This is a genomic window from Amycolatopsis sp. 195334CR (genome assembly GCF_017309385.1).
Classification (GTDB): Bacteria; Actinomycetota; Actinomycetes; order Mycobacteriales; family Pseudonocardiaceae; genus Amycolatopsis.
The window spans coordinates 3,031,934-3,056,674 of the sequence record NZ_JAFJMJ010000001.1 but is presented as its reverse complement, the minus strand read 5'-3'; the positions used below and the strand labels follow the sequence as shown (position 1 = coordinate 3,056,674).

General features: G+C 70.1%; 24 protein-coding genes. 13 read left to right on the top strand and 11 right to left on the bottom strand.

Going from position 1 to position 24,741, the window contains the following annotated elements:
- Positions 1-2: 2 nt before the first annotated feature.
- On the top strand, positions 3-848 hold the full coding sequence (locus JYK18_RS15010) for an aminoglycoside phosphotransferase family protein (RefSeq protein WP_206802660.1): 846 nt from the start codon (positions 3-5) through the stop codon (positions 846-848).
- Here JYK18_RS15010 and JYK18_RS15005 read toward each other — a convergent pair.
- From JYK18_RS15005 to JYK18_RS14970, 8 genes are all read right to left on the bottom strand, one after another.
- Entirely contained in the window at positions 840-2,261 is a 1,422-nt protein-coding gene (locus tag JYK18_RS15005; RefSeq protein ID WP_206802659.1) for a lipopolysaccharide biosynthesis protein, read from the bottom strand. The two genes, JYK18_RS15010 and JYK18_RS15005, sit on opposite strands and share 9 nt — an antisense overlap.
- On the bottom strand, positions 2,258-3,631 hold the full coding sequence (locus JYK18_RS47995; protein WP_206802658.1) for an O-antigen ligase: 1,374 nt from the start codon (positions 3,629-3,631) through the stop codon (positions 2,258-2,260). Before JYK18_RS47995 ends, JYK18_RS15005 begins: the two co-directional genes overlap by 4 nt.
- Before the next feature lie 11 nt (positions 3,632-3,642).
- Complete coding sequence (locus JYK18_RS14995; RefSeq protein ID WP_206802657.1) at positions 3,643-4,413, bottom strand: hypothetical protein; 771 nt, start codon at positions 4,411-4,413, stop codon at positions 3,643-3,645.
- 88 nt (positions 4,414-4,501) lie between these two features.
- Complete coding sequence (locus JYK18_RS14990) at positions 4,502-5,131, bottom strand: DUF3558 domain-containing protein (RefSeq protein WP_206802656.1); 630 nt, start codon at positions 5,129-5,131, stop codon at positions 4,502-4,504.
- A 1-nt stretch (position 5,132) separates the two neighbouring features.
- Positions 5,133-5,573, bottom strand: coding sequence for a hypothetical protein (locus tag JYK18_RS14985; protein WP_206802655.1), 441 nt, complete (start codon positions 5,571-5,573; stop codon positions 5,133-5,135).
- A gap of 110 nt (positions 5,574-5,683) precedes the next feature.
- Positions 5,684-6,415, bottom strand: coding sequence for a class I SAM-dependent methyltransferase (locus JYK18_RS14980; protein WP_206802654.1), 732 nt, complete (start codon positions 6,413-6,415; stop codon positions 5,684-5,686).
- A gap of 8 nt (positions 6,416-6,423) precedes the next feature.
- The gene (locus JYK18_RS14975) at positions 6,424-7,293 is read right to left on the bottom strand and encodes a DUF6492 family protein (RefSeq protein WP_206802653.1); all 870 of its coding nucleotides are present in this window, start codon (positions 7,291-7,293) and stop codon (positions 6,424-6,426) included.
- Positions 7,290-8,144, bottom strand: a complete 855-nt coding sequence (locus JYK18_RS14970; protein WP_206802652.1) for a glycosyltransferase family 2 protein — start codon at positions 8,142-8,144, stop codon at positions 7,290-7,292. Before JYK18_RS14970 ends, JYK18_RS14975 begins: the two co-directional genes overlap by 4 nt.
- Before the next feature lie 120 nt (positions 8,145-8,264).
- On the opposite strand from JYK18_RS14970, the gene JYK18_RS14965 reads away from it, so the two are divergent.
- The 4 genes from JYK18_RS14965 to JYK18_RS14950 all read left to right on the top strand — a co-directional run bounded on the left by JYK18_RS14965 (position 8,265) and on the right by JYK18_RS14950 (position 13,432).
- Entirely contained in the window at positions 8,265-9,515 is a 1,251-nt protein-coding gene (locus JYK18_RS14965) for an MFS transporter (RefSeq protein ID WP_374195017.1), read from the top strand.
- Entirely contained in the window at positions 9,499-10,476 is a 978-nt protein-coding gene (locus JYK18_RS14960; RefSeq protein ID WP_206802650.1) for a hypothetical protein, read from the top strand. Before JYK18_RS14965 ends, JYK18_RS14960 begins: the two co-directional genes overlap by 17 nt.
- 107 nt (positions 10,477-10,583) lie before the next feature.
- Entirely contained in the window at positions 10,584-11,375 is a 792-nt protein-coding gene (locus tag JYK18_RS14955; RefSeq protein ID WP_206802649.1) for a WecB/TagA/CpsF family glycosyltransferase, read from the top strand.
- Positions 11,372-13,432, top strand: a complete 2,061-nt coding sequence (locus JYK18_RS14950) for a glycosyltransferase (protein ID WP_206802648.1) — start codon at positions 11,372-11,374, stop codon at positions 13,430-13,432. Before JYK18_RS14955 ends, JYK18_RS14950 begins: the two co-directional genes overlap by 4 nt.
- 71 nt (positions 13,433-13,503) lie before the next feature.
- Here JYK18_RS14950 and ddaH read toward each other — a convergent pair whose 3' ends face one another.
- A complete protein-coding gene (ddaH, locus tag JYK18_RS14945; protein ID WP_374195016.1) occupies positions 13,504-14,361 on the bottom strand; it encodes a dimethylargininase in 858 nt (285 codons plus the stop codon).
- A 74-nt stretch (positions 14,362-14,435) separates the two neighbouring features.
- On the opposite strand from ddaH, the gene JYK18_RS14940 reads away from it, so the two are divergent.
- From JYK18_RS14940 to JYK18_RS14925, 4 genes are all read left to right on the top strand, one after another.
- Positions 14,436-14,882, top strand: a complete 447-nt coding sequence (locus JYK18_RS14940) for an Lrp/AsnC family transcriptional regulator (protein ID WP_206802647.1) — start codon at positions 14,436-14,438, stop codon at positions 14,880-14,882.
- A 7-nt stretch (positions 14,883-14,889) separates the two neighbouring features.
- The gene (locus tag JYK18_RS14935) at positions 14,890-15,663 is read left to right on the top strand and encodes an enoyl-CoA hydratase (RefSeq protein WP_206802646.1); all 774 of its coding nucleotides are present in this window, start codon (positions 14,890-14,892) and stop codon (positions 15,661-15,663) included.
- 178 nt (positions 15,664-15,841) lie between these two features.
- Positions 15,842-17,761 carry a 2-oxoacid:acceptor oxidoreductase subunit alpha gene (locus JYK18_RS14930; RefSeq protein WP_206802645.1) on the top strand — a complete coding sequence of 640 codons (1,920 nt, stop codon included), beginning with the start codon at positions 15,842-15,844 and terminating at the stop codon, positions 17,759-17,761.
- Entirely contained in the window at positions 17,758-18,822 is a 1,065-nt protein-coding gene (locus JYK18_RS14925) for a 2-oxoacid:ferredoxin oxidoreductase subunit beta (RefSeq protein ID WP_206802644.1), read from the top strand. The genes JYK18_RS14930 and JYK18_RS14925 overlap by 4 nt, the downstream gene beginning before the upstream one ends.
- A 34-nt stretch (positions 18,823-18,856) precedes the next feature.
- On the opposite strand, the gene JYK18_RS14920 is transcribed toward JYK18_RS14925, so the two are convergent.
- Together JYK18_RS14920 and JYK18_RS14915 are read right to left on the bottom strand one after the other, a co-directional pair.
- Positions 18,857-20,221: a hypothetical protein gene (locus tag JYK18_RS14920; protein WP_206802643.1), complete on the bottom strand. Its 1,365-nt coding sequence runs from the start codon at positions 20,219-20,221 to the stop codon at positions 18,857-18,859.
- Between the two features lie 82 nt (positions 20,222-20,303).
- Entirely contained in the window at positions 20,304-21,302 is a 999-nt protein-coding gene (locus JYK18_RS14915; RefSeq protein WP_206802642.1) for a polyprenyl synthetase family protein, read from the bottom strand.
- A 265-nt stretch (positions 21,303-21,567) separates the two neighbouring features.
- Here JYK18_RS14915 and JYK18_RS14910 point away from each other — a divergent pair, with 265 nt between their 5' ends.
- The 4 genes from JYK18_RS14910 to JYK18_RS14895 are packed head-to-tail and all read left to right on the top strand — an operon-like array spanning position 21,568 to position 24,718.
- Positions 21,568-22,002 (top strand): hypothetical protein, encoded by a 435-nt coding sequence (locus JYK18_RS14910; protein ID WP_206802641.1) that lies wholly within the window; start codon positions 21,568-21,570, stop codon positions 22,000-22,002.
- Complete coding sequence (locus JYK18_RS14905; protein WP_206802640.1) at positions 22,003-22,644, top strand: DUF3558 domain-containing protein; 642 nt, start codon at positions 22,003-22,005, stop codon at positions 22,642-22,644.
- Entirely contained in the window at positions 22,644-23,957 is a 1,314-nt protein-coding gene (locus tag JYK18_RS14900; RefSeq protein ID WP_206802639.1) for a hypothetical protein, read from the top strand. Before JYK18_RS14905 ends, JYK18_RS14900 begins: the two co-directional genes overlap by 1 nt.
- 2 nt (positions 23,958-23,959) lie before the next feature.
- Entirely contained in the window at positions 23,960-24,718 is a 759-nt protein-coding gene (locus tag JYK18_RS14895; RefSeq protein ID WP_206802638.1) for an ESX secretion-associated protein EspG, read from the top strand.
- Positions 24,719-24,741 lie beyond the last annotated feature (23 nt).

The following is a 24,741-nucleotide window of genomic DNA, read 5'->3' as shown; positions in this document are numbered from 1 at the left end:
CGATGAGCGATTTCAAGTTCGACCCGGACCTGGTGCGCGCGCTGGTCCGGGACCAGCACCCGGATCTCGCCGACCTCGAACTCCGCGAGGTCGACGGCGGCTGGGACAACCAGCAGTGGCGGCTCGGCGACGAGCTGGCCGTGCGCCTGCCGCGCTCCGAGCGGGCGCCCGGCCTGCTGGCCATGGAACGGAAGTGGCTGCCGGTGCTGGCGGACCGCCTGCCGGTGCCCACGCCCGTTCCGGTGCGCACGGGCGAGCCGTCGGAGCTGTTCGAGCACACCTGGACGATCGCCCGCTGGGTCGACGGTGAACCGGCCGATCACGCACCGATCACCCGCGCCGACGCCGCCGAGGTGCTCGGCGAGTTCCTGAGCGCGCTGCACGAACCGGCCCCCGCCGACGCGCCCGTCAATCCCATGCGCGGCGGCCCGCTGGCCGAATGGTCGCCCGACCTCGACGACCGCGCGCGGGACGTCTGGGAGGCGGCCCTCGCCGCGCCCGTGTGGGACGGTCCACCGCTTTGGCTGCACGGCGACCTGCACCCGGCCAACGTGGTCACCCGGGACGGGACGCTCGCCGGGGTGCTCGACTTCGGCGAGTTGTGCGCGGGCGACCCCGCCGCCGATCTCTCCGCCGCCTGGATCCTGTTGCCCGAAGGCGGGGCGAGCCGGTTCTTCGACGCCTACGGGAAAGCCGACGAAGCGACCATCCTGCGCGCCCGCGGCTGGGCCATCCTGCGGGCGCTCGGCCTGATCATGATCGGGCGCAACGGGCGGCTCGGCCTGCCCGGCGGCAAACCGACCTGGGAGCCGGCCGGTTACGCCACGCTCGACCGCGTCCTAACGTAGTTCGCGCAGGTGGTGCCGCAGCGGCCAGACGAACGGCAGGTATCCCAGGAGCCCCAGCCCCACGCCGAGGAACAGTTGCAGCGCCGACGGTTCGGTCAGCAGGCGAACCCCGAACATCACCGCGATCATCACCACGACGCCGAGCACCGGCCGCAGCAACGCGGACCCCAGCTGCCGCAGCGAAACCCCCGTCCGCCGCACCATCCAGGCGAACGCGGGCAGGATCACCAGCGCCGCCACCAGCGCGTGCAGCGCGGCCACCCCGGCGATCCCGTTCCACAGCGCGCCGATCGGGAGCGCGACGACCAGCGAGCCGAACCACCCGACCTGCAACCACAAACAGGTCCGCGACCGGCCCAGCGCGACCAGGAAGTCGTAGCACAACTCGGCGAAAACCCGGACCACCCCGAGGATCGCGAGGAACTGCACGACCGCCGCCGCGGCAGCCCACTTGCCACCGTACAAAGTGGTCACCGCGGGCAGCGCCAGCACGCCCAGCGCCGCGCACACCGGCAGGGTCGGCACCGCCAGGATCACCGCGAGCCGCGTCAGCGCCTCGCCGCGTGACGAAACTTCGTCCTGCACCCGGGCGAAAGCCGCCAGGGAAACCCTCCGCATCACCACGGAGAACGTGTTCACCGGCCAGCTCGCCAGGTTGAACGCCACCACGTAGAAACCGAGCGCGGTGACGTCCAGCAGCCTGCCGATCACCACGTAGTCCACGTTCAGCATGGCAAAAACGACAAAGCTCGCCGCCGCCAGCGGCAGGCCGAACGCCAGCAGCTCCTTGGCCTGCCGCCGGTCGAACCCGGGTCGCGGCCAGTAGTCGACCAGCTTGAGCAACATCAGCGCGGACAACGCGTTGCCCGCCAGCTGCCCCCACGCCAGGCTCCACGCCCCGGCTCCGTTCAGCGCCAGCGTCACCGTCAGGCCGCAGGTGACCACCAGGTTCAGCAGGTCTGCCGCCAGCTGCGCGCCCTGCCGGAACGCGCGGTTCACCAACTGCACGGCGGTCGCGGTCACCCCGTCGATCAACACCGACACGCACAGCAGCCGCAGCACGCCGACGGCCTCCGGTGAGCCCATCGCCTCGGCGAACGCGGGCGCGCCGAACCAGCATCCGACGTACAGCAACGCGCTGGACACCGTGGAAATCGTGGTGACCGTCGGCGCGATCGTGCGCGGATCGCCCTGCCACCGGACGATCGCCAGGCTCACGCCCAGTTCGTTCAACGACAGCACGGCCTGCAACGCGACCAGCGCCACGGCGAACACACCGAAGTCCTCCGGCGCGAGCAGCCGGGCGAGCAGCAGCGAGACGAAGAAGCCGCCGAACTTGCCGATCACCGTGTTCAGCAGGCTCAGCACCAGCGCCCGCCGGACCTTCGGCGGGGCCTCTTCCTGGGTGGTCATTCCGCCCCCGCCTTCAGGCTCGCCTTGAGTTTCTCGGTCCAGGTGACGCGGCCGACCCTGGCGGGCGGCGGGTTCTCGGCGCGGGCGACGCGCAGCAGCGAACCGCACAGGCCGACGGAGAAGAAGCTGAGCCCGGCGATCACGCTGAAGCTCAGCAGGTCGAAGGTGGCCGCCGAGATCAACGCGATCAGCATCGCCGAGATCATCGCGCCGGCCAGGCTGCGCATCTCCCGGTTCCGGCTGATCACGCACACGCGCACCGCCGCGTACAGCCCGACCACGAACATGCCGACGAAGGTGACCAGGCCGATCCAGCCGGTTTCGATCAACGTCATCAGGTACTGGTTGTCCAGGATCAGGTACTTGTCCGGCAGGAAGGTGCCGAAGCCGCGGCCGGACAACGGGTGGAGCGCGATGTGGCGCCAAGCCTCGTCGTAGTCGTCGGTGCGCGAGGTGACGCTGGGATCGGTGTCGATGTTGGCGAACAGGCCGTACAGGGTGCCGAACAGGCCGGGCACCGCCAGCACCGCGGCCGACGCGAAGCCGAGCGACATGCCCGCGACCACCAGCCGCCGCCGTCCGCGCACGGTGGCGACCACCACCAGCAGCACCACCGCCAGGCTGAGGATCGCCGTGCGGGACAACGAAACCAGCGCGCCACCGCCGACCATGGCCAGGCACAGCGCCCACTTCCAGCGCGGTTCACCCCGGTCCATCGCGCGGAACAGGTAGTGCGCGGCGAACGGGATGGCCAGCGCGCACACCACGCCGAATTCGATCGGGTGGTTGGTGGTGCCGGACGGCCGGCGGAAGCTGGCGCGTTCCGGGTTGCTGTACTCCGAAGTGGCCTTCAGTCCGGGCAGTTGCAGGTACTGCGTCAGGTCGATGTCCAGCGCGAACTGGACCAGCCCGATGCCCGCGCAGATCGCGATCACGCTGACCAGCACGCGCAGCACCCGGTTCAGCCGGTCGCGCACGGTCACCGTGTCGCAGACGAAAACCCCGATCGCGGTCATCGCGGTGATCCGGATCATCCCGCTGTCGGCCAGGTTCAGCTCGTCGTCGGGCAGGTGCCGCCGGGTCGCGACGCCGTAGGTGATCAGGTTCGCGGCGAGGAAGCAGGCGAGCGCGACGCGCGGGGCGTTGTGCCCCTTGGCCACGCCGAGGGTGTCGACCAGTTGGCTGCACAACCACAGCACGCCGAGCAGCGCGGCGAAGGCGATGGTCGGCGCCAGCGTCATCGGGATGCGCGAGAACACCAGGCGGGCCGGGATGATCAGCAGCATGGCGAGGTAGATGCACACCAGCCCGGCGCCGTCGATCCGCTTCCAGATCGGCTCGGCCCGGCCGACGAGGGGCGCGGTCTGCACGCCGGTTCCCGTCAGCGTCTTGGCTCGGACGGCAGGGGCCCGACGCTCGCGATGAACACGGTCGCGTCGTCGTCCGGCTGCCCGTTCTCCAGCCGTGGCCGGGCGCGCGGCTCGCTCTTGGCCTCGGCGGCTACCTCGGCGGCTTCTTCACGGCGGCGCCGCATCGCGCGGGCCACGCTGTCGAAGGCGAAGGTGCCGGCCAGGGTCAGCAGCAGCGACAGCACCAGCGCGGCGCCGGCGAACCGGATCTTGCCGCCGGTAAGCGGTTCCGGCTGGGTGGGCTGCACGAGTTCCTGCGCCTTGATGAAGGTCGACTCGGGCGCCTGCACCGCGCGCTGGCGGTTGTCCAGTTCGGTGCGCGCGCGCTCCAGGACGCGGGCCACGAGGTCGCGGCTCTCCTGCTCGGAGGTGGCTTCGGTGGTGACAAACACGAAGGGGCCGTTGGTCTGGCCGTTGTTGGCCAGGTAGGTGCTCCCCGACTCCGGCCCGGCGCCGACCTGCTCCTTGGTCAGGGGGTCGTTGAGGATCTGGGAGACGATCTGCGCGGAGATGACCAGGCTGCCGTCGAAGGAGAGGAGCGGGTTGGTCAGCGAGCCCTCGGTCGGGTCGGCGGTCACCTTGGCCCCGGTGGACGGCGCGGTGAGCACGAGGGTGCCGGAGGAGCTGTAGCGCGTCGGGATCGAGAGGTAGGTGAACGCGGTCAGCCCAAGCGCCACGGCGAGGGCGGGGAGTACCACGTACCACCGCCTCCGGGCGAGCTGAACGAATCCCCAGAAGTCCATCTACCCCTCCACGAGCCGGTCCTGGGGCGCCCAGGCGTCACTGGTGTAGTCGCCTCCCGCGAGGATTCGTTACCGCTGCTCAGGGCGCTCAGTTGCGGCCCTGGATGTTGCCGATGACCAGGTCGAGCACCTGATGCGCGGCCGCACAGGGATCCTTCGTGCCCACGTTCTTTTGCGATAACGAGACCGCCGCTTCCACCGTGGACCGATCCGAGGTGCCCACGGCGACGTGGCACTCACCCCTAGTCATGGTCTCGTCCGTGGTATCCCAGGCGACGGCCGGATAACCGCGCACGGGGCTCATCTCCTTGAAGAACTTGTACTGCTGGCTCTTCGCCGCGCCATAGATGGCGGTGAGGCCGTTGTCGGTGACCTTCGGAAAGTTGACTGACACAGAGGCGGCCTGCGACCCGTAGCTGTGCCACCTGCAACCCGGGCCCGAACGGTCGTCCCTGGTTTCGTTGATGTCCGCCCCGAGCAGGCCGGTGACCTGCGCATCGGTCAGGTTTTCGCAAGGCTGCGCCTCCGGCCCGCTGGTGTCGAGCGGGTTGTCGACCTTGGGGGCACCGTGACCGGGCGCGTCGGATTGGGCGGCGGGCGGTTCGCTCGCGTCTGTGGTGGACACGGTCGGCGTGCCGGGTACGTCGTTGCCTCCGCAGCCGCCGAGCAGCAGCACCAGGCACGCTGCCCAGAGCAGGTTCCGGGTGGGGCGACGCATGCTAGAGCGAACCTCCTTGGTTGCCGATCTGGTCACCGGCACTGGACTCGGCTTCGGCGTACTGCCCGGCTGCGGCGCGGAACTTCTCGGCCTGGGCTCGGCAGTAGTCGACCCGGCCCCGCAACGCGGACAACAGTGCTTCACCCGATCGGCACACGAGCTGAGCGTTGTCCCCCGAAGCGTATTCAGCACCCGGCCCCTCCACCCGCGCGAGCACCTCCGCATGCTCCATGTCCGCCATGTAGCCATCAGCCAGCTCATCCCACTCGCGGGCGATCTCGAGCAGTTGTTCCGGTTCGAACGAGTAGCCACCTGCTGGGGCATTGGCGGCACCCCCAGTGGCATGGGCCAGTTTACCCAGTTGCCCCACGCTCTCGCCGAGTTGGTCCAGGAAGCCACCGCCGGGCGGCGTGTACGCCGGTGGCTGGTCAGGCGCGCTCAAGCTGGTCCCCTCCCCGAGGCCAACGGCGACCGAACGGGTCACCATCCGAACGCCGTGCGTAATTCGTAAATTACACCCTCGCGGCCCCCGCTTGGTCGGCGTTCAGCGGATCAGGGGGCCACCGCCGTGGCCAGCAGGTTGTCCCGGAAACGGGGGACTCGCAGCAGCGGCTTGCCCACGCGCATCAGCAGCCGGTCCGTGCGGCGGTTCGGCACGTGCGCGAACTCCCGCAGCTCCAGCTCGATGTCGGCGAAACCGGCGCGTTCTATCTGCCAGCGCAGGTGCTCGGCCGAGTACTCCAGCACGTGCCCGCACCCCTTGTCCCCGGGGGTGTCGAAGTGGTCGAAGATCGGCCGCCCCAGTGCCAGGTACACGATGTTCCGCAACCGGTACAGGTTCGGCGTGGTGCAGATCAGGTACCCACCGGGGCGCAGCATGGCCCGCAGCCGCCGGAGCGCGACGTGCCCCGGGACCGGCAGGTGCTCGATCACCTCGGACAGCAGGATCACGTCGAACTTCCGGTCCCCGCCGCTCTCGTCCACCGCGAGGTTGAAGCGGAAAGTCTCGATGCCCTGCTCGGCCAACGTCGGGAAGCACGCGTCGGTGATGTCGGCGACCGTCGCGCGGTCGGACCACAGGTGCCTGGCCATCGCCGCGAGCTGACCGCCGCCGACCTCCAGCACGTCCACCGGCTCTTCCGGGGCCAGCGCGGCGAACCGGTGCAACACCGCCTCGTACCGGGTCTGGTACCGCGGGTAGTACTGCGGCTCCTCCTGCCAGCTCCCGGCGAGCACCACCTGGTCGAAGGCACGGGTGAAGTCCGCCGAGCCGAATGCGCGCATGATCGGTCCTATCTGGTCGCTTCGGCGCAGGCCCTCAGCGCCACGTGCCGGTTTTCGGGGGAGGTGCCGGATTTCGCGGAGATCATCACGGCCAGCGCGTCCGGGGCGAGCCGGCCGGCGAACTCCCGCGCACCGGCCTCGTCGAGCGGGGTGGTGTCCCAGTAGGTGTGGCAGTACAGCGAATCCGAGGGCACCCGGGGAATGGAACCGCCGAGCACCTCGTCGGCGAACACGCCGTAGAGGATGAACTCCGAGATGTGCAGCTGCCCGGTGAACAGGTCGAGCCAGCTCTTGCCGGTGACCTCCTGGATCCGGTTCTGCAGCAACCGGACCACTGCGGGCTCCCAGACGTTGAACGGGCTCACGTAGTCCGGCAGCGGCGGCCCGGCCGACGGCGGCAGCCCGAGCAGTTCACGGGCGACGGCGTGCCACCGCACGTGCCTCGGCATGCCGGCGTGCACCGCGTTCTCCGCGCGGAACAAGCCGATCCGGCCGTTCACCGCGAAGCTCTCCGCCGTGGTGCGCCGGACCAGCACCACGTCGGAGTCCATCATCAGCACGGCCCGCGCGTCGAACCGCGCGGCGGCGGCCAGTTTCACCGCCTGCTGCAGCACCCAGCCGCGCACCGGCGGCCACGGGCGCCTGGCGTTGAGCCAAATGCCCGGTTTCGGCGTGGCCAGGTACCGCTTCGGCAACAGTTCCGGGTAAGTCCACACGCGACAACGGTCACCCTCGTAACGCGCGAACAACGCGCGGTCCGCGGGCGGCACCACCACGTAGTGCACCGCGTCGGTGTGGTCGAGCACGGACCGGTGCAACGCCTCGAACAGCGGCGCATCCGGTGCGTAACTCGGCGTCAGCACGGCGAAATCGGTCATCCAGCACATTCCCGTCTCACAACAGCTCTGAAGGCCGCCCGGTGCCCGGCGTCGCGGAAGCGCAGCAGTTCGTGCAGGGCCACCAGCGAGCGGAAGACCGCGACCGCACCACGACCGTGGTACTTGGCGAAGTACCGCACCCGGTTGACCGCGAGCAGGGCGGTGAACGCGGGCCCGGAACCCGAACCGCCACCGCGGTGGGTCACCGTGGCTTCGGGCACGAAAACCGTGCGCAGGCCGGTGGCCCGGACGCGGCGGAAGAAATCGACCTCTTCGGAGTAGAGCCAGAACCGTTCGTCCCAGTCCCCCACCAGTTCCCGGCAACGAGCCGTGATCAACAGGGCCGCACCACAGGTCCATTCGGGATCGGCGGCACCGGGCCGGTACGCGCTTTCGGCCCATTCGGTCTCGCTCCAGCCCGACGGGAGCCACGCCGCGCGCCTGCCGAGCAGGGCGTCGACCAGCGCGCGCCGCCGGGACGGCTCGAAGCGGCGCGACCGGGCCAGCGCCCCGTCCGCCTCCCTGAGCACCGGCACCGCCACGCCCACGCCCTCTCCGGCCGCCCGCACCAGCGCGCGCACCGATTCGCCATCCACAGTGGAATCCGGGTTCAGCACCAGCACCGCGTCCCGCGCGCCGACGTGGCGCCAAGCCACGTTGAGCGCGCCCGCGTAACCGAGATTCGCCCCGGTTTCCACCACCCGCGCCCCCGCTTCCCTGGCCACGGCGACGGTGTTGTCCCCGGAATCGTTGTCGACCACCACGGCGGGGAGATCCGCTTCGGCGAGCCCCGCGAGCAACGCGGGAAGATCACGAGCACTGTTGTAGGTCACGATCACCGCAACCGGCATGCTCGGCTAATCGGGTCGTTTCGGCGGCCCGTTACCGAAGGATGCCGATCCGAGACCTGGCGGCCGATAACGGCATGGGCCGGTTAATCGATGCAACAGCCGGACGAAAGGCGCCGACTGGTGTATCTGACTACGCGGAACAGCCCACGGGTCACCGAAAAGCCGGTGGCGGGCGGAAAGCTGCCCTCCACGGTGTTCGCGCTGGGGTTCGTCAGCCTGCTCACCGACGTGTCCGCCGAAATGATCACCGCGTTCCTGCCGGTCTACCTGCTGTACACGTTGCAGCTCGGTTATGTCCAGTTCGGACTGCTCGACGGGCTGTACAACGGGGCCACCGCGATGCTGCGGTTGTTCGGGGGCTTTGTCTCCGATCGCCTGCGCAAACCGAAAATGGTCGCCCTGGCCGGGTACGGCACCTCGGCACTGGCCAAACTGGCCTTCCCGCTGGTCGGCGCCTCGGGCGCGGGCATCGGCGGGGTGCTCGCCTTCGACCGCGCGGGCAAGGGCCTGCGCACCGCGCCGCGCGACGCGCTGATCACCCTGGCCACCCCGCCGGGACGGCTCGGCCGCGCGTTCGGCGTGCACCGGGCGATGGACACCTTCGGCGCGCTGCTCGGCCCGTTGGTCACTTTCTGGATCCTGGCCGAACTGGGCACCGGCGCCTCCCCGGTTTTTGTGGTCAGCTTCTGCTTCGCCGTGCTGGGCTGCATCGTGCTGGCGACCTTCGTCCGCGAGCACGAACCACCGTCCCCGAAACCGGCGCGCTCACCGGTGTCCTGGCGGGCCTGCGCCGGGTTGCTGCGCGACCGCCGCATCCGGCGGATCACCCTCGCGGCCGGCCTGCTCGGCCTGGTCACCATCAGCGACGCCTTCGTTTTTGTGGTGCTGCAGAAGACCTCCGGCGTGCCGCTGGAACTCCTGCCGCTGCTGCCGCTGGGCACCGCGCTGGTGTTCCTGGCCGCGGCGGTGCCGATGGGCCTGGCCGCCGACCGGTTCGGACGCTGGCCGGTGTTCTTCGCCGGGCACGTGGTGCTGCTCGGGGTGTACGCGGTGCTGCTGGTGCCCGGCGGCGGCTTCCCGGTCGCGATCGCCGCGCTGCTCGGCCACGGCCTGTTCTACGCGGCCACGGACGGGGTGCTGATGGCCTGCGCTGGGCCGCTGGTGCCGGAGTCGCTGCGGGCCAGCGGACTGGCCGTGGTCCAGACCGGACAGGCCGTGGCGCGCCTGGTCTCCTCGGTGGCCTTCGGTTTCCTGCTGGCCGCGATGACCATGCGTTCGGCGGTGTTGCTGGTGCTCATCGCCTTCGTGCTGGCGCTGGCCGGGTCGGCGTTCCTGGTGCGACAGCGGAGGTCGGATGCGCTGGCTGCGTGAACACCGCGTGGGGGCGGGGATCGTGGCGATGGTCCTGGTGGTGCTGGCCGGCGGCGGGTACGTCTTCTGGACCTCGGCCACCGAGCGCGCGGGCGCCTCGGTGGGCGCGCCCATCCCCGGTGACCTGCTGTTCATCGACCAGTCCGACGGCCGGGACGTGGTGCAGCGGGTGCCGCTGTCCGATCCGGACGGGCCGCGGCAGGACACCGCGGAACGCTGCCAGCGGGTCTACTCGGCGGCGGGCACCACGGTGTGCCTGCGCCTGGCCGGACCGGGTCCCAGCTACGAGGTGGCCGTGCTCGGCGCGGACGGCCGCGCCCTGCGCACGCTCGGCCTGGCCGGGATCCCCAACCGCGCCAGGGTGTCCGCCTCCGGCCAGATCGTCTCGTGGACCTCGTTCGTCACCGGCGACTCGTACGCGGTGCCCGGCGGCTTCTCCACCCGCACCGGCGTGCTCGACCTGCGCACCGGTGCGCTCGTCGAGTCCCTTGAGGACTTCTCCACCACGGTGGCCGGGGAACCACTGCTCTCGGCGGACCGCAATTACTGGGGCGTGACCGTCGCCGGTGATGACCGCACCTTCTACGCGACGGTTTCTTCCCAGAACCGCACCTGGTTGGTGAAAGGCGACCTGATCACCAGAACCATGGTGGAAGTGCGACCGGGACCCGAATGCCCGTCACTTTCACCCGATGGCACCAAGGTGGCGTACAAAAAGCGGGTCGGGCGCTTCGGGCAATGGGAACTGGGGGTGCTCGATCTGACCAGTCGCCACGAGCAGGTTCTTCCCGGAACCACCGGAATCGACGACCAGGCGGTCTGGCTGGACAACACCCGATTGGCCTATGGACGAGTTCCCGGGGACGGTCAGAAATCTTCCGTCTTCACCGTTCCGGCCGACGGATCGGCGCCGCCGGAACTGCTCGTCGCCGAAGCTTCATCTCCGGTTCCATTGCGGTGAACGAGAAGCTGTAACGTTTTCCGGGCCGGGTCGACTAAATTCCACGCGACCCCTGATCATCCCGCGGTCGCGCAATTCCCCACCCCCCGGAATTCGAGGCGGCGTGCATGACTGCTGAGCTGGTCAGCGTTCGAACCAGGCAGGAAACGGTAACGGTCGGTGTGCTGGAAATAGCGCCGCTGACCGAAACCGGACTCGTCGAACTCGTCGACCACGCGTGGACCCGCGGTGCGGGCGGCTGGGTCGTCACCGCGAACGTCGACATCGCCCGCGCGGCCACCCGCCGCCCCGAACTGGCCGAGCTGATCCGGCAGGCGGACGTGGTGGTCGCCGACGGCATGCCGCTGGTGTGGGCGGCCCGGCTGGCCGGGGACGACCTGCCCGAACGCGTCACCGGCTCCTCGCTGGTGTTCTCGCTGTCCGCCGCCGCGGCCGCCGCCGGTCGCTCGATCTACCTGCTCGGCGGTGAGCCCGGGGTACCGGAGGCCGCCGCCGACGCGTTGAGCGCGCAGTACCCGGAACTGAAGGTGGCAGGCACGCACTCGCCGCCGTTCGGGTTCGAGCGCGACCCCGCCGAACTGGCCGAGGTGATCGACCGGGTGCGGGCGGCGAACCCGGACCTGGTGCTGGTCGGACTCGGTTTCCCCAAGCAGGAGCGGCTGATCGAGCGGTTGCGCGAGGTGCACCCGGAGGCCTGGTACGTCGGCTGCGGGGCGGGCATCCCGATGGCCGCCGGTGAGTTCAAACGGGCCTCCGAGCGGGTGCAGCGCCTGGGCGGCGAGTGGCTGCACCGGCTGGCGCTGGAGCCGAAACGCCTGGCGCGCCGGTACTTCGTCGACGACGCGCCGTTCGCGTTGCGCCTGCTGGCGGGGGCGGCGGCGCGGCGGGTGACGAGATGACCGAACCACTCGCCGTGGTGGTGGTGACCTACCACAGCGCGGACGTGCTGGCCGAGTGCCTGGGTTCGGTGCGGATCGCGCTGGAGGGCATCGCGGACGCGCGGATCATCGTGGTGGACAACAACTCCGGCGATGGCACGCTCGAAGTGGCCGCGACCACCTGCCCGGAGGCCGAGATCGTCCGCCTGCCCGGCAACCTCGGCTTCGCGGCCGGGGTCAACGCGGGCATCACCGCGGCCGGTGGCGCGGACGTGCTCGTGCTGAACCCGGACATCCGGCTCGAACCGGGCGCGATCCGGGCCCTGCGGGAGGCGCTGGAGGTGCCGGGCACCGGCATCGCGGTCCCCTTGCTGCTGGACAAGATCGGCCGCCCGGCGTTCTCCCTGCGCCGCAAGCCGACCGCCCTGCGCGCGCTGGGTGAGGCGCTGCTCGGCGGCACCAGGGCCGGGCTCGTCCCGGCCTTCGGCGAGCTCGTGGTCCGCCACAGCCGGTACCGCGAACCCGGCACGGCGGACTGGGCGACCGGCGCCGCGTGGCTGGTCTCGCGGGAGTGCCTCGCCGCGACCGGCCGCCTCGAAGAGCGCTACTTCCTCTACTCCGAGGAAACCGAGTACATGCTCCGGGCGGGCGACGCGGGGTTCGCGGTCCGCTTCGCCCCGCGGGCCGCGGCGACCCACCTCGGCGGCGAGCAGTCGACCTCGCCCGAGCTCTGGTCGATGGCGACGACGAACCGGGTGCGCCTGCGGCGCCAGCGCGCCGGACGGCTCGCCGCGCTGGCGATGTGGTTCGCCGTGGTGCTCAACGAACTGCTGCGGGTCCGGCGGGGGCCGAAGCACCGGCTCGCGCTGCGCGACCTGGTTCGCTGGCGGCGCTGGCCGTCGCCGCCCGGGGAGGACACCGGGTACATCTGCTTCTCCGCGCAGGACTGGTGGTACCACAACCGGGCCCATTCCGACTTCCAGCTGATGCGCGCGGTCGCCGAGCACCGGAAGGTGCTGGTGGTCAACAGCATCGGCATGCGCATGCCGTCACCGGGCCGCAGCACCCAGGTGGTCCGGAAGATCCTGCGGAAGCTGCGCAGCGTGGCGATGCTGGTCCGGCGGCCGCTGCCCGAGCTGCCGAACTTCCACGTGATGTCGCCGCTGCCGCTGCCGTTCTACGGTTCCCCGCTGCTGCGCCGGATCAACGCCTTCGTGGTGCGCGCGCAGGTGACGGCGGTGAGCCGGGCGCTGGGCCTGCGGCAGCCGGTGATCATGGTGACCATTCCGACCGCCTGGGACGTGGTGCGCCCGATGGCCCGCCGCTCGCTGGTCTACAACCGCTCGGACCGGCACTCCGACTTCCCCGAATCGGACCGCGCGACCATCCAGGAGCTGGAACGCGGCCTGATGCGCGGCGCCGACACCGTGCTCTACGTCAGCCAGGCCCTGATGGACGAGGAGCGGTCGCTGACCGGCGAGCGCGCGCACTTCCTCGACCACGGCGTGGACGTCGACCACTTCCGGCCGCGGCCGGTCTCCGAGCAGCCTGCCGACCTGCGCCGGATCCCGGGTCCCCGGATCGGGTTCTTCGGCGCGCTGGACGAGTTCGTGGTCGACTTCGAACTGCTCGAGCGCGTGGCCGCCGAGCTGCCGGAAGCCTCCCTCGTGCTGATCGGCGACTCGGGCCACCCGATGGACCGCTTCGACAAGTACCCGAACGTGTACTGGCTGGGCTTCCGTTCGTACGAAACCATTCCCGCGTACGGCTCCGGTTTCGACGTCGCACTCATGCCCTGGCAGGACACCCCATGGATTCACCACTCGAACCCCATCAAGCTCAAGGAATATCTTGCGCTCGGGCTGCCCGTGGTCAGCACGGAGTTCGCCGAACTGGCGAAGTACGACGGCCGCGTGCGCGCGACGTCGGGGCACGCCCGGTTCGTCGAAGCGGTCCGCGAGACCCTGCACCGGGGCGGCTCGTCCACTCCGGAACAGCTCCGGGCCTCGGTCGCCGACTACTCGTGGCGCTCCCGTGCCGCGGCGCTCACCGCGATCGCCGAGACGGCCCGGCGCTGACCAGGGAGGGCACGCTGCTGCTGGCCGTGATCGGCGTCAGCGTGCTCGCACTGGCCCTGCTGTTCGTCTGACTACTTGCGGATCTCCATCGTGCAGCACTTGGGGCCGCCGCCCGCCTTGCGCAGTTCCGAGATGTCGACGTACACCGGTTCGTAGCCGCGCTCGGCGAGGCGGGCGCCCAGCGCGGTGGCCTCGACCGGCAGCACCACGTTCCGGCCGTCGGAGACCGCGTTGAGGCCGAAGCACTCGGCGTCGGCGGCGGTGGCTTCGACGGCGTCCGGGAAGAGCCGGCGCAGCACGCGCAGGGAGCCCGCCGAGAAGGCCGCCGGGTAGTAGGCGACCTGCGCCGGGGTGCTGTCGGTGGCCTCCGCGAGCACGAAGAGCGCGGTGTCCAGGTGGTAGAACTTCGGGTCGATCAACCGCAGCGAGACCACCGGCACGCCCAGCGCCTCCTGCGCCTCGCCGTGTGCCTCGGGATCGGTGCGGAAGCCGGTGCCCGCCAGCAGCAGGCGGCCGGTCCAGGCGAAGTCGCCCTCCGCCTCGTTGATCTTGGACGGCATGGTCAGGTCGCGGTAGCCGTGCTCGACGAACCAGCGGCGGAAGTGCTCGGCCTCGGCGGTCCGCTGCGGCGCGCGGAACCGCGAGCCGAGCACGCGGCCGTCGATCACCGTGCCGGAGTTCGCCGAGAAGACCATGTCCGGCAGGCCCGGCTGCGGGGTGATCTCCTCCACGGTGTGGCCGAGGCGGCGGTAGGTGTCCCGCAGCTCGCGCCACTGCTCGACGGCGCGCTCGGCGCTCGCCGGTTTGCTCGGGTCCATCCAGGGGTTGATCGAGTACTCGACCGCGAAGTACCGCGGCTCGCACATGAGGTACCGGCGCGTGGTCGGAACGCGCACCGCGTCCCGCACAGCCTGATCGACAACCGTCATAGCGCCAAGGTAAGGGTGACCTGACTGTGCAAGCAATCGCCGTTCCTTGCGCATATTCGTGCTAAACATTGCGAATGAACACCATCGACCAGCGGATCGTTTCGTGTCTGGTGACCAACGCGCGATCCAGCTACGCCGAGATCGGCAAGGTGGTCGGGCTGTCCGCGCCCGCGGTCAAGCGCCGCGTCGACCGGCTGCTGGAGACCGGGGTGCTCAAGGGGTTCACCGCGGTGGTCAACCCGGAGGCGCTGGGCTGGGGCACCGAGGCCTTCGTCGAGGTGCACTGCCAGGGCAACATCGCGCCCGCCCGCATCCGCGCCCGCCTCGAACCGCTGCCGGAGGTGGTCGCCGCCTACACCGTCACCGGTGCCGCCGACGCCATCGTGCACCTGCGCGCCGGGGACATCCACCAGCTGGAAACCGCGCTCGAACGCCTGCGCGGACTGGAGATCGTCGACCGGACCGTGTCCACCGTGGTGTTGTCGAGGCTGCTGGAGCGCCCGCCGAACCCGAGCGCATGATGGACGGATGATCCGCAGCGAGAAGCGCGGCAAGGTCGCCGTGCTCACCATCGACGCCCCGGACACCCGCAACGCCCTCACCCTGGACCTTTCCGCTCGGCTGGCCGCCGAAGTCGCCGCCGCGGAGGCCGACGAGGGCGTGCACGCCGTGGTGGTCACCGGCACCCCGCCCGGTTTCTGCGCCGGGGCCGACCTCTCCGCGCTGGGCGAGGCGAAGGAAGAAGGACTGCGGGCGATCTACGAGGGCTTCCTCTCGGTGGCCAGGTGCACCTTGCCGACCATCGCCGCGGTCGGCGGGGCCGCCGTCGGCGCCGGGCTCAACCTGGCGCTGGCCGCCGACGTCCGGCTGGCCGGTCCGCGCGCGAAGTTCGTCGCCCGGTTCCTCGAACTCGGACTGCACCCGGGTGGCGGCATGACCTGGATGCTCCAGCGCGCGGTCGGGAGCCAGCGCGCGACCGCGATGACGTTGTTCGGCGAAGTGCTCGACGCGGCCGCCGCCGAGGCCGCCCGTCTCACCATGCGGACGGTCGATGGGAACCACGACCAACTTCTCGAAGCCGCTGTGGAACTCGCCGGCCCGGCCGCCGAGGCACCCCGCGAACTCGTCATCGCGACCAAGAAATCGATGCGCGCGACCGCCGTCGAGCCGTCCCACGAAGCCGCGGTCAACATCGAGATAGCGCCCCAACTGGAGTCTTTGGAGTCGCCGGAGTTCGCCAGGCGGCTCGGTGCGCTCCGCGCACGCATTAGCCGCGATATAGGTCCCGGCGCTATCAAGTAGGTGGGGTGACCGGCCACACTCGGGGCTACCACAGGTACCTGTTACCATGAGTCACAGGTAAGTCGGCTCACACCACGAGATACACCAGAAGCTCTCCAAGTAGCCTTGAGGTAGAGGCGGCATTGTGAGATCCCCGGTGCTAGGCACTGCCAGTCGGGAGAGAGGGAATCCCTGACCCATGAGCACGAGTGCGAACGGCAACGGCGCAGACGCACTGACCGCGCTGTCGCCGTCCAGGCAGACCGAGATCAGCAAGCTGGACCGCGTGGTCATCCGCTTCGCCGGTGACTCCGGCGACGGTATGCAGCTGACCGGGGACAGGTTCACCTCGGAGGCGGCCGCCTTCGGCAACGACCTGTCCACCATGCCGAACTTCCCGGCCGAGATCCGCGCGCCGCAGGGCACCATCCCCGGCGTCTCCAGCTTCCAGGTGCACTTCGCCGACTACGACATCCTGACCCCGGGAGACCGGCCGGACGTGCTGGTGGCGATGAACCCCGCCGCACTCAAGGCGAACCTCGCCGACGTCCCACATGGCGGGACGGTGATCGTCAACACCGACGAGTTCTCCGGTCGCAACATGACCAAGGTCGGCTTCGACGGCAACCCGCTCGAGGACGAGACGCTGGCGCCGTTCCAGGTGCACAAGGTGGCCATGTCCACGCTCACCCGCGGGGCGCTGGAGGAGACCGGGCTGTCGAAGAAGGACGCCGAGCGGGCGAAGAACATGTTCGCGCTCGGGCTGCTGTCCTGGATGTACCACCGGCCCACCGAGGGCACCGAGCGCTTCCTGCGCGAGAAGTTCGCCAAGAAGCCGGACATCGCCGAGGCGAACATCCTCGCCTTCCGCGCCGGCTGGAACTACGGCGAGACCACCGAGTCCTTCGCCACCACCTTCGAGGTCGCCCCGGCCAAGCTGGCGCGCGGCACCTACCGCCAGATCACCGGCAACACCGCGCTGGCCTACGGGCTGGTCGCCGCCGGGCAGCGGTCCGGGCTGCCGATCCTGCTCGGCACCTACCCGATCACCCCGGCTTCGGACGTGCTGCACGAGCTGTCCAAGCACAAGAACTTCGGCATCCTGACCTTCCAGGCGGAGGACGAGATCGCCGGCATCGGCGCCGCGCTCGGCGCCTCCTACGGCGGCGCGCTCGGCGTCACCTCCACCTCCGGTCCCGGGGTCGCGCTGAAGTCGGAGACCATCGGCCTCGGCGTGATGACCGAGCTGCCGCTGGTGGTCATCGACGTGCAGCGCGGTGGCCCGTCCACCGGCCTGCCGACCAAGACCGAGCAGGCGGACCTGCTGCAGGCGCTCTACGGCCGCAACGGCGAGAGCCCGGTGCCGGTGGTCGCGCCGCAGACCCCGGCCGACTGCTTCGACGCCGCCATCGAGGCCACCCGGATCGCGCTGAAGTACCGCACGCCGGTGCTGCTGCTCTCCGACGGCGCGATCGCCAACGGCAGCGAGCCGTGGCTGATCCCGGACGTGGACAGCCTGCCCGACCTCCGGGTCGAGTTCGCCAAGGAACCCAACGCCACCGACGGATCCGGTGAGTTCTGGCCGTACGTCAGAGATCCCGAGACGCTCGCGCGCGCGTGGGCCATTCCCGGCACGGCCGGGCTGCAGCACCGCATCGGCGGGCTGGAGAAGGCCGACGGCACCGGGCACATCTCCTACGACCCGGACAACCACGACAAGATGGTGCGGCTGCGCCAGGCCAAGGTCGACGGCATCGACGTGCCGGACCTGGTGGTCGACGACCCGAGCGGCGGCAAGGCCAGGGTGCTCGCGCTCGGCTGGGGTTCGTCCTACGGCCCGATCGGTGCCGCCTGCCGCCGGGTGCGCAAGGCGGGCCTGCCGATCGCGCAGGCGCACCTGCGGCACCTGAACCCGTTGCCAGCCAACCTCGGCGACATCCTGAACTCCTACGACACCGTGGTGCTGCCGGAGATGAACCTGGGCCAGCTGGCCATGGTGCTCCGCGCCAAGTACCTCGTCGACGTGCACTCCTACACCAAGGTCGCCGGGCTGCCGTTCAAGGCGGAGGAACTGCAGGGCGTCTTCACCGACATCATCAAGGGGGTCGAGGGCAAATGACCGCGATCGATCTGGGCCTGCCCACGCTCGGCGGCCTCGACGGCGTGCCGACCACCGACGAGCCGCAGAAGGCCAAGGACTACAAGAGCGACCAGGAAGTCCGCTGGTGCCCCGGCTGCGGTGACTACGTGGTGCTCAACGCCGTGCAGTCGTTCCTGCCGACGCTGGGCCTCAAGCGCGAGAACATCGTGTTCATCTCGGGCATCGGCTGCTCGTCGCGCTTCCCGTACTACCTGAACACCTACGGCATGCACTCGATCCACGGGCGCGCGCCCGCCATCGCCACCGGGCTGGCCACCACCCGGCCGGACCTGTCGGTGTGGGTGGTGACCGGGGACGGCGACGCGCTGTCCATCGGCGGCAACCACCTGATCCACGCCCTGCGCCGCAACGTGAACCTGAAGATCCTGCTGTTCAACAACCGGATCTACGGGCTGACCAAGGGCCAGTACTCGCCCACCTCCGGGCCGGGCATGGTCACCAAGTCCACCCCGATGGGCAGCCTGGACACCCCGTTCAACCCGCTGTCGCTGGCGATCGGCGCGGAGGCCTCGTTCGTCGGCCGCGCGCTGGACTCCGACCGCAAGGGCCTGACCGAGGTGCTGCAGGCCGCGGCCGAGCACCGCGGTTCGGCGCTGGTGGAGATCTACCAGAACTGCCCGATCTTCAACGACGGCGCGTTCGAGGTGCTCAAGGACAAGGACGAGGCGCAGCGCAGGCTGATCCCGCTGAAGGCCGGTGAGCCGATCCGGTTCGGGCCGGAGAACGAGTTCGGCGTGACGCGCGGCGGCTGGGGCGGTCTCGAAGTGGCCAAGGTCAGCGAGATCGGCGAGGACAACCTGGTCGTGCACGATCCGTCCATTGAGGACACTTCGTACTCGTTCGCGCTGTCGCGGATCGGCGACCAGAACCTGAACCACACGCCGATCGGCATCCTGCGCCAGGTTTCCCGGCCGACCTACGACGACCAGGCCCGCACCCAGGTGGAGCAGGCCGCGGCGACGAAGAAGCCGGACCTGCAGTCCCTGCTGCACGGCAAGGACACCTGGACGGTCGTCTGATTCTGGTGGCTCAGCCGAGCGGGCGCTTCGGCGGTCAGCCGAGCGGGCGGAAGCCGACCCGCTCGGCGTCGGTCGCGCTGCGGAACCACACCTCGGCGACCATGCGCGGGAACTGCGGGGAGTCCTCGGTGCAGTAGCGGAGGGCGGTCACGCTGGCCTTGACGGTGAAGTCGTCGGAGGGGCGGCCGCCGCCCGGTTTCGGCATGGCCGAGCCGGGGCCGAACGGTCCCAGCGGCACCGAGGTCTCCGGCACGAAGTCCCGCGCGGGCGGGGGTTCGGGGATGCTGCCGTTGGTCCCGGCGGGCTCGAAGAGCGAACCGCTGTTCTGGCCCTGTTCCAGTGCCGGTTCGCGACGCTCGATCTGGCGGACCGACGGCTCGATCGGCTGGGGCGGATCGAACCCCCCGGGCGGCGCCTGGCGGGGCTGGCGCTTGGGCAGTACCTGGGTGCGCTCGGCGGCCAGTTCCTCTTCGTAGGAGGGCTCGGCTTCTTCGTCGCTGAAGGCGTACGCGGGCGGTTCTTCTTCGGCGGGCGCCGGGGTGAAGAGGCTGCCGGGGCGGTCTTCGTCCTTGTCGAGGAGGCCGCTGCCGTTGTAGTAGACGGTCTCCTCGGCCTTCTGTTCCCTGGAGAACCAGCTCTGCTCCACGGACTCGTGGTGGGGCTCGGCTTCTTCTTCGTAGTGCGGGCGCAGCTCGATGTCGGACTGGATGGGCTCGGGGTCGAGCGCCGGCTGGTACGCGGTGGTCGACTCGTTCGCGTAGGCCTGCCCGTCTTCGTAGGGTTGCCCGTTGTCGTAGGCGGGCTCATTGTTGCCGCGCTCGGCCTCGAACTGCTCGCCCTCGTACGGCTGGCTGGCGTCGTACTGGCGCTCGCCCTCGTGCTGGCGGTCACCGCCGAACTCCTGCTCGGCCTCGTACTGACGCTCGGCGGCATACGGCTGCTCGGGCTCGAACGTCCGCTCGCTCTCGAACTCCTGCTGTCCCGCGTAGGCCTGCTCAGCCTCATACGTCTGACGGGACTGATCAGCCGGTTCGAAGCCCCGCGGCGGCTCGGGCTCGAACGTGCGCGTCGGCACCACAGCCTCCGTCCGCTCGGACTCGAAGCCCCGCGGCGCCTCGGACTCGAAACCGCGTGGTGCCTCCGGCTCGAAGGCGGGCTGGTACGCCGTGGCCGCGGCGGCGGGCCCCGGGTCGAAGGTGCGCGTCGGCTCGCGTTCGGCCCTCGGTTCCGGCGTGAACTGGCGGGTCGCCTCGCGCGGCGCCGCCTCGGCGGCGGTCAGCCGTCGCTGCAGCTCCTTGACCTGCTTGCGCGCGGGCAGGACGAGCAGCAGAACGGTCAGCAGCACCCCGATCGCGAACGCCGCCACGCTCCACAGCCAGACCTGCGTGAAAATGGACATCTCCGCCGCGTCCCTCCTTCCGGTCCCCTCGGTTGAGTGACGGGACCGGGCAGCCTTCCTTACGCCCCTTTCGGGGGACCCCTCAGCCGGTGCGGGCCACCAGGTAGTCGGCGACCGACTCGCAGGCGTCCCGCGCCGGTGACGCGGGGAGCGAAGCCAGTTCGACCCGCGCGCGCTGAGCGTAGTCGGCCAGCGTGTCCTTCGCCCGATCGAGTCCGGAAGAGACCCGGAGCAGCCCGAGCGCCTCCTCGACCAGGTGATCCTCGGTGATCGGCCCGGAGAGCAGTTCAACCAGTCGGGGGTCGGTGGCCGGGTCGGCGAGTGCGTAGAGCATCGGCAGCGTGCGCACGCCCTCGCGCAGGTCGGTGCCCGGCGACTTGCCCGACTGCTCCGAGGCCGACGCGATGTCGATGACGTCGTCGGAGATCTGGAACGAGGTGCCGATGATGTCGCCGAAGCGGCGGAGCGCGTCGATGTGCTCGGCGGGCGCGTTCGACAGCATGCCGCCAAACCGGCCGGCGGTGGCGATCAGCGAACCGGTCTTCTGCGCGATCACCGAGAGGTAGTGCTCGACCGGGTCCTCGCCGTCGAGCGGGCCGACGGTCTCGCGCATCTGACCGGTGACCAGCTCGCCGAAGGTCTCCGCGATGATCCGGGCGGCGTCGGTGCCGAGGTCGGCGACCAGCCGCGAGGCGTGCGCGAAGAGGAAGTCGCCGGTGAGGATGGCGATGGTGTTGTCCCAGCGGGCGTTCACGCTCTGCGCGCCGCGGCGCATGGTCGCCTCGTCCATCACGTCGTCGTGGTACAGCGTCGCCAGGTGGACCAGCTCGACCGCGGCCGCCGCGGTCACCACCGCGTCCCGGCCGCCGACGCCGAACTGCGAGGCGAGCAGCGTGAACAACGGGCGGAAGCGCTTGCCCCCCGCCACCACCAGGTGCGACGCGGCGTCGTTGACCGCCTTTACCTCACTACGCACGGTTTCGCGCAGGAGTGCCTCCACGTCACTGAGGCCACCGGCCAGCTCGCGCAGAAGTCCCTCGTCGGCGATCTGCAGACCGACGGCCGCGCGCAAGTCCTCCATAGCGCCATCACGCACTGCCACTTCGGCTCCGCCCTCTCAGCACTGGGTCACGGGTTCACCCAAGCCTAATGGCTGGGGTAGTACGGCCGGTGGCCTCCCGCTACTCGCCACAGGTGACGAACACGACAAACCACGGTTCGCGCGGGTCGGGCTGAACGGTGAACAACTTCCGCGGACGCGTGCTAGCTTCGGTGCGTAGTGCACTGCGCGTGCCTCCGTGACGACTCGGTGTCGCCCCGGAGCAACGGCCCTTGGGGAGGGGACCTTGACCACGCCCGACCAGTCACCGCAGTACACCCCGCCCACCAGCGGGGACGGCGGTGGCAGCTGGTTCGACCACATCGCCGACTGGGCGAAGGCCGCGGACTCCGCCGCCTCCGCCCCAGCCGGCGGTTACGCGTTCGAACCGGCCGAACTCATCACCATCGCCCGCGAATGGGACGACCTGGCAGCGGCCTACAAACGGGACAAGATGCAGGCCTGGACCCTCGCGCAGGCCCAAGGTCCCGGTGCCGAGTACGCCTCGGGCGACCACGCCCAGTTGGTACGCCAATCGGGCGAAACCCTGCTGAGCGCCCTGGATGACCGGATCGAGTACTGCCTGTCCCAAGCCGAGAAGTTCCGCACCGCCGCCGGGAGCTACGCCCAGGCGGACACCGAGGCGGGCGCTGAAATCAGCAACCAAGGAGGCACGCTCTAGATGCGCCGACCGACTCGAAGCCTGCTCTGCGCAGCCGGCTTGGTCCTCCTGCTCAGCGCCTGCGAGGGCAAGGACGTCCCCGGCGCACCCACCGTGCCCACGGCAGGCGCGATGGAGCCATCGCCGTCGGCCGACGCATCGGACGTTCCCGCTTTCGGCGCGCCGAAGGTGGACAGCCCGATCGACATCAGCAAGTCGGAAGCACAGCCGTGCGAGACGCTCACCGACGCCCAGATCAACGGCTTGCTTGGCTCGGACACCAAAGAAAGCCGCGAGGAATCCGGCGACATCATCGCCGGGCCGGGTTGCACCTGGCACAGCTACGGCTCGCAGAGCGCGTTCGTCGGCGTCTTGTTCCCCAAGGTCACCGACCTCGGTCTGAGCGGCTTCTACCGGGCCAAAGGCGGCCAGTACAAGTTCTTCGAGGAGATGGCGCCCGTGCGTGGGTACCCGGCGGTTGCCTGGAACGGCACGGACGAAACAGCCAAGGGCGTGTGCAACGTGGTCGCCGGTACCTCCGACCGGGCCACCGTGAACGTGACCGTGACGCTTTCGGAGAAGAACGTGGGGAAGAAGAACCCGTGTGAGGCCGCGAGGGACGTGCTGGACATGGTGATCGGCAACATCCAGGGGGTCAGCTGATGAACGGGCCCCTCAACGCGTCGCAGATCTATGAGCAGATCAACGGTGGTCCCGGGACGAACTGGCTGGTGGCCGCCCAGGAGAGTGCCACGGGCCTGACCTCGAACCTCTCCGAGCGCGCGCAGCAGATCGCCAGTCTCGCGGGCAAGATCCAGGCCGGTTGGACCGGTGAGGCCGGGGCCAACGCGGCCAACGCCGCCCTGCCGCTCGCCAAGGCCTCTCTGGAGGACGCCTCCCTGCTTGCCAAGGCTGGTAGTGCGCTGGAGGACCAGACCTCAGCCTTCGGCACGGTCAAGAACAGCGTGGTCCCGGTACCGCCCACCAAGCCGGAGCTGACGTCGGCCGATGTGTTCGCGGCGGTCACCACCGGCAACTGGGACGGCTACAACAACAAGGTCGGCGAGTGGCAGGCCAAGAGCCAGCAGAACATCGACGCCTTCGCCGGGTACCACGCGTCGAGCATGGGGAACGGCGACACGATGCCGAGCACCTTCGCGCCGCTGGTGGATCCCGGGGCCTCGATCTCGCTCGCGGGCGAGACCCCCGCGTCCAACGGGGGTCAGCCGAACGGGCCCATCGGCGGCACCGGCGGCGGGCCGCCGAACACGGTGGGGGGTAGTCAGTCCCACGCGCCTGTGCAGAGTGGGCCGACACCGTCCTCGGTTTCGCAGCAGCAACAACCGGCGCCGTCGGACGGTACGAAGGCTGCGGCCTACAACCCGTCTCCCGTGACGCCGTCGTCCAACGGCACGTCGAACTTGCCCTACTCCGGCGGTACCAACACGACCACACCGCCGCCCATCGGTGGAGGCTTCAAGACCGGTCCGGGTAACAACGGCACCGGTCCGTGGGGGCCGATTGGTGGAACGGGTCGCGTGCCGGGTGGCACGACCGGTAGGCCGGTCAATACCCCGGGGCGTATCGGCGGACCGGGCCTCAACGGCGTGCCCGGCACCACTGGCGGACCAGGCACCACCGGCGGACCGGGCGTCACCGGCGGGCCGCGCACCACTGGCGGACCGGGCCTCACCGGCGGCCCCGGCGGACCGGGCACCACTGGCGGCCCCGGCGCCAACAGCGGCGCAGGCCGCACCGCCACCGGCCCCGGCGGCATCTCCGGCACGGCAGGCGCCAACGGCAGGCCCGGCACCACCCCGGTCGGCGGCGCCACCCCCGGCGCGAACCGCGGCGAGGAGGACAAGGAGCACCAGCGCCCCGACTACCTCCTCGGCCCGGACCCCGACGAACTCTTCGGCGGCGACCGCGAAAAACCCGTACCACCCGTCATCGGGGAAATCGGAAAGCCCACCTGATCGTGGTCATCGCGCACCGCGCCGAGATTTCGCTGAACACCTTGCTCTCCGCCATGCGGTGGACCGGTTACGACCAGCCGCACCTGGTTTTCGCCGGGGGTGAGCGGTATGTGCCGCCGACCGCCACCGCCGGGCTGGACAAGGCCGCCGAAGAAGAACTGCGCGAATGCGGTTTCGTCACGGGCAAGGGAAAGCGGCTCACCGGCGAATTCGAGGACACCCTGCACCTGCTCAACCGCCCGCCGATCGAGTACTTCGCGCACGTCCGCACCCGGGACGAGAGCTACGAAATCCTCGTCGCCGGGCACGACCGGACCGCGGTGGTGGTCGTGCACCAGGACGAGCGGGTGTGGCTCAAGCCGTACCGCGGCAAGAACGCGGCGGCGCTGCTGGTGGACCACCTGCCGGACTTCCCGGCGGCGAAGTTCACCCCGTTCACCGTGCCCCGGCACGAAATGGTGGAACAAATCGGCGTCTCCGGGATCTACGACGAAAAGCGTTCGAGGAGCGCGGAAGCCAAAGAACTCGAGGAGATCTTTTCCGTGCCCGAATACGGATCGGGCTTGCTGCACGCGGCGAGGTGGGACCACCGCGGCAATCGGCGCCAGGCACCCGTCGGCCTCAGTTATCTCGACATCGACGCCGGACGGGTCGGGTTGACCAGCGGCGGACCACTCGGCAACGAACACATCGTGGTGCTGCCGGGCGACCGGACCCGCCTGAGCGAAAAGGTGGCCTCATTGGGCGCAAGCCTGCACTGAGCCGCGAACCGATATGCCACACT

What these genes read in the sequence shown, in the direction of transcription:
- ddaH (WP_374195016.1), bottom strand. Translation starts at nt 14,361, where the DNA reads ATGACGGTTGTCGATCAGGCTGTGCGGGACGCGGTGCGCGTTCCGACC.
- JYK18_RS14960 (WP_206802650.1), top strand. Translation starts at nt 9,499, where the DNA reads ATGCGCTGGCTGCGTGAACACCGCGTGGGGGCGGGGATCGTGGCGATG.
- JYK18_RS14975 (WP_206802653.1), bottom strand. Translation starts at nt 7,293, where the DNA reads ATGACCGATTTCGCCGTGCTGACGCCGAGTTACGCACCGGATGCGCCG.
- JYK18_RS14930 (WP_206802645.1), top strand. Translation starts at nt 15,842, where the DNA reads ATGAGCACGAGTGCGAACGGCAACGGCGCAGACGCACTGACCGCGCTG.
- JYK18_RS14995 (WP_206802657.1), bottom strand. Translation starts at nt 4,413, where the DNA reads ATGGACTTCTGGGGATTCGTTCAGCTCGCCCGGAGGCGGTGGTACGTG.
- JYK18_RS15010 (WP_206802660.1), top strand. Translation starts at nt 3, where the DNA reads ATGAGCGATTTCAAGTTCGACCCGGACCTGGTGCGCGCGCTGGTCCGG.
- JYK18_RS14950 (WP_206802648.1), top strand. Translation starts at nt 11,372, where the DNA reads ATGACCGAACCACTCGCCGTGGTGGTGGTGACCTACCACAGCGCGGAC.
- JYK18_RS15005 (WP_206802659.1), bottom strand. Translation starts at nt 2,261, where the DNA reads ATGACCACCCAGGAAGAGGCCCCGCCGAAGGTCCGGCGGGCGCTGGTG.
- JYK18_RS14980 (WP_206802654.1), bottom strand. Translation starts at nt 6,415, where the DNA reads ATGCGCGCATTCGGCTCGGCGGACTTCACCCGTGCCTTCGACCAGGTG.
- JYK18_RS14935 (WP_206802646.1), top strand. Translation starts at nt 14,890, where the DNA reads ATGATCCGCAGCGAGAAGCGCGGCAAGGTCGCCGTGCTCACCATCGAC.
- JYK18_RS14940 (WP_206802647.1), top strand. Translation starts at nt 14,436, where the DNA reads ATGAACACCATCGACCAGCGGATCGTTTCGTGTCTGGTGACCAACGCG.
- JYK18_RS14915 (WP_206802642.1), bottom strand. Translation starts at nt 21,302, where the DNA reads ATGGAGGACTTGCGCGCGGCCGTCGGTCTGCAGATCGCCGACGAGGGA.
- JYK18_RS14955 (WP_206802649.1), top strand. Translation starts at nt 10,584, where the DNA reads ATGACTGCTGAGCTGGTCAGCGTTCGAACCAGGCAGGAAACGGTAACG.
- JYK18_RS14925 (WP_206802644.1), top strand. Translation starts at nt 17,758, where the DNA reads ATGACCGCGATCGATCTGGGCCTGCCCACGCTCGGCGGCCTCGACGGC.
- JYK18_RS14905 (WP_206802640.1), top strand. Translation starts at nt 22,003, where the DNA reads ATGCGCCGACCGACTCGAAGCCTGCTCTGCGCAGCCGGCTTGGTCCTC.
- JYK18_RS14900 (WP_206802639.1), top strand. Translation starts at nt 22,644, where the DNA reads ATGAACGGGCCCCTCAACGCGTCGCAGATCTATGAGCAGATCAACGGT.
- JYK18_RS14920 (WP_206802643.1), bottom strand. Translation starts at nt 20,221, where the DNA reads ATGTCCATTTTCACGCAGGTCTGGCTGTGGAGCGTGGCGGCGTTCGCG.
- JYK18_RS14970 (WP_206802652.1), bottom strand. Translation starts at nt 8,144, where the DNA reads ATGCCGGTTGCGGTGATCGTGACCTACAACAGTGCTCGTGATCTTCCC.
- JYK18_RS14990 (WP_206802656.1), bottom strand. Translation starts at nt 5,131, where the DNA reads ATGCGTCGCCCCACCCGGAACCTGCTCTGGGCAGCGTGCCTGGTGCTG.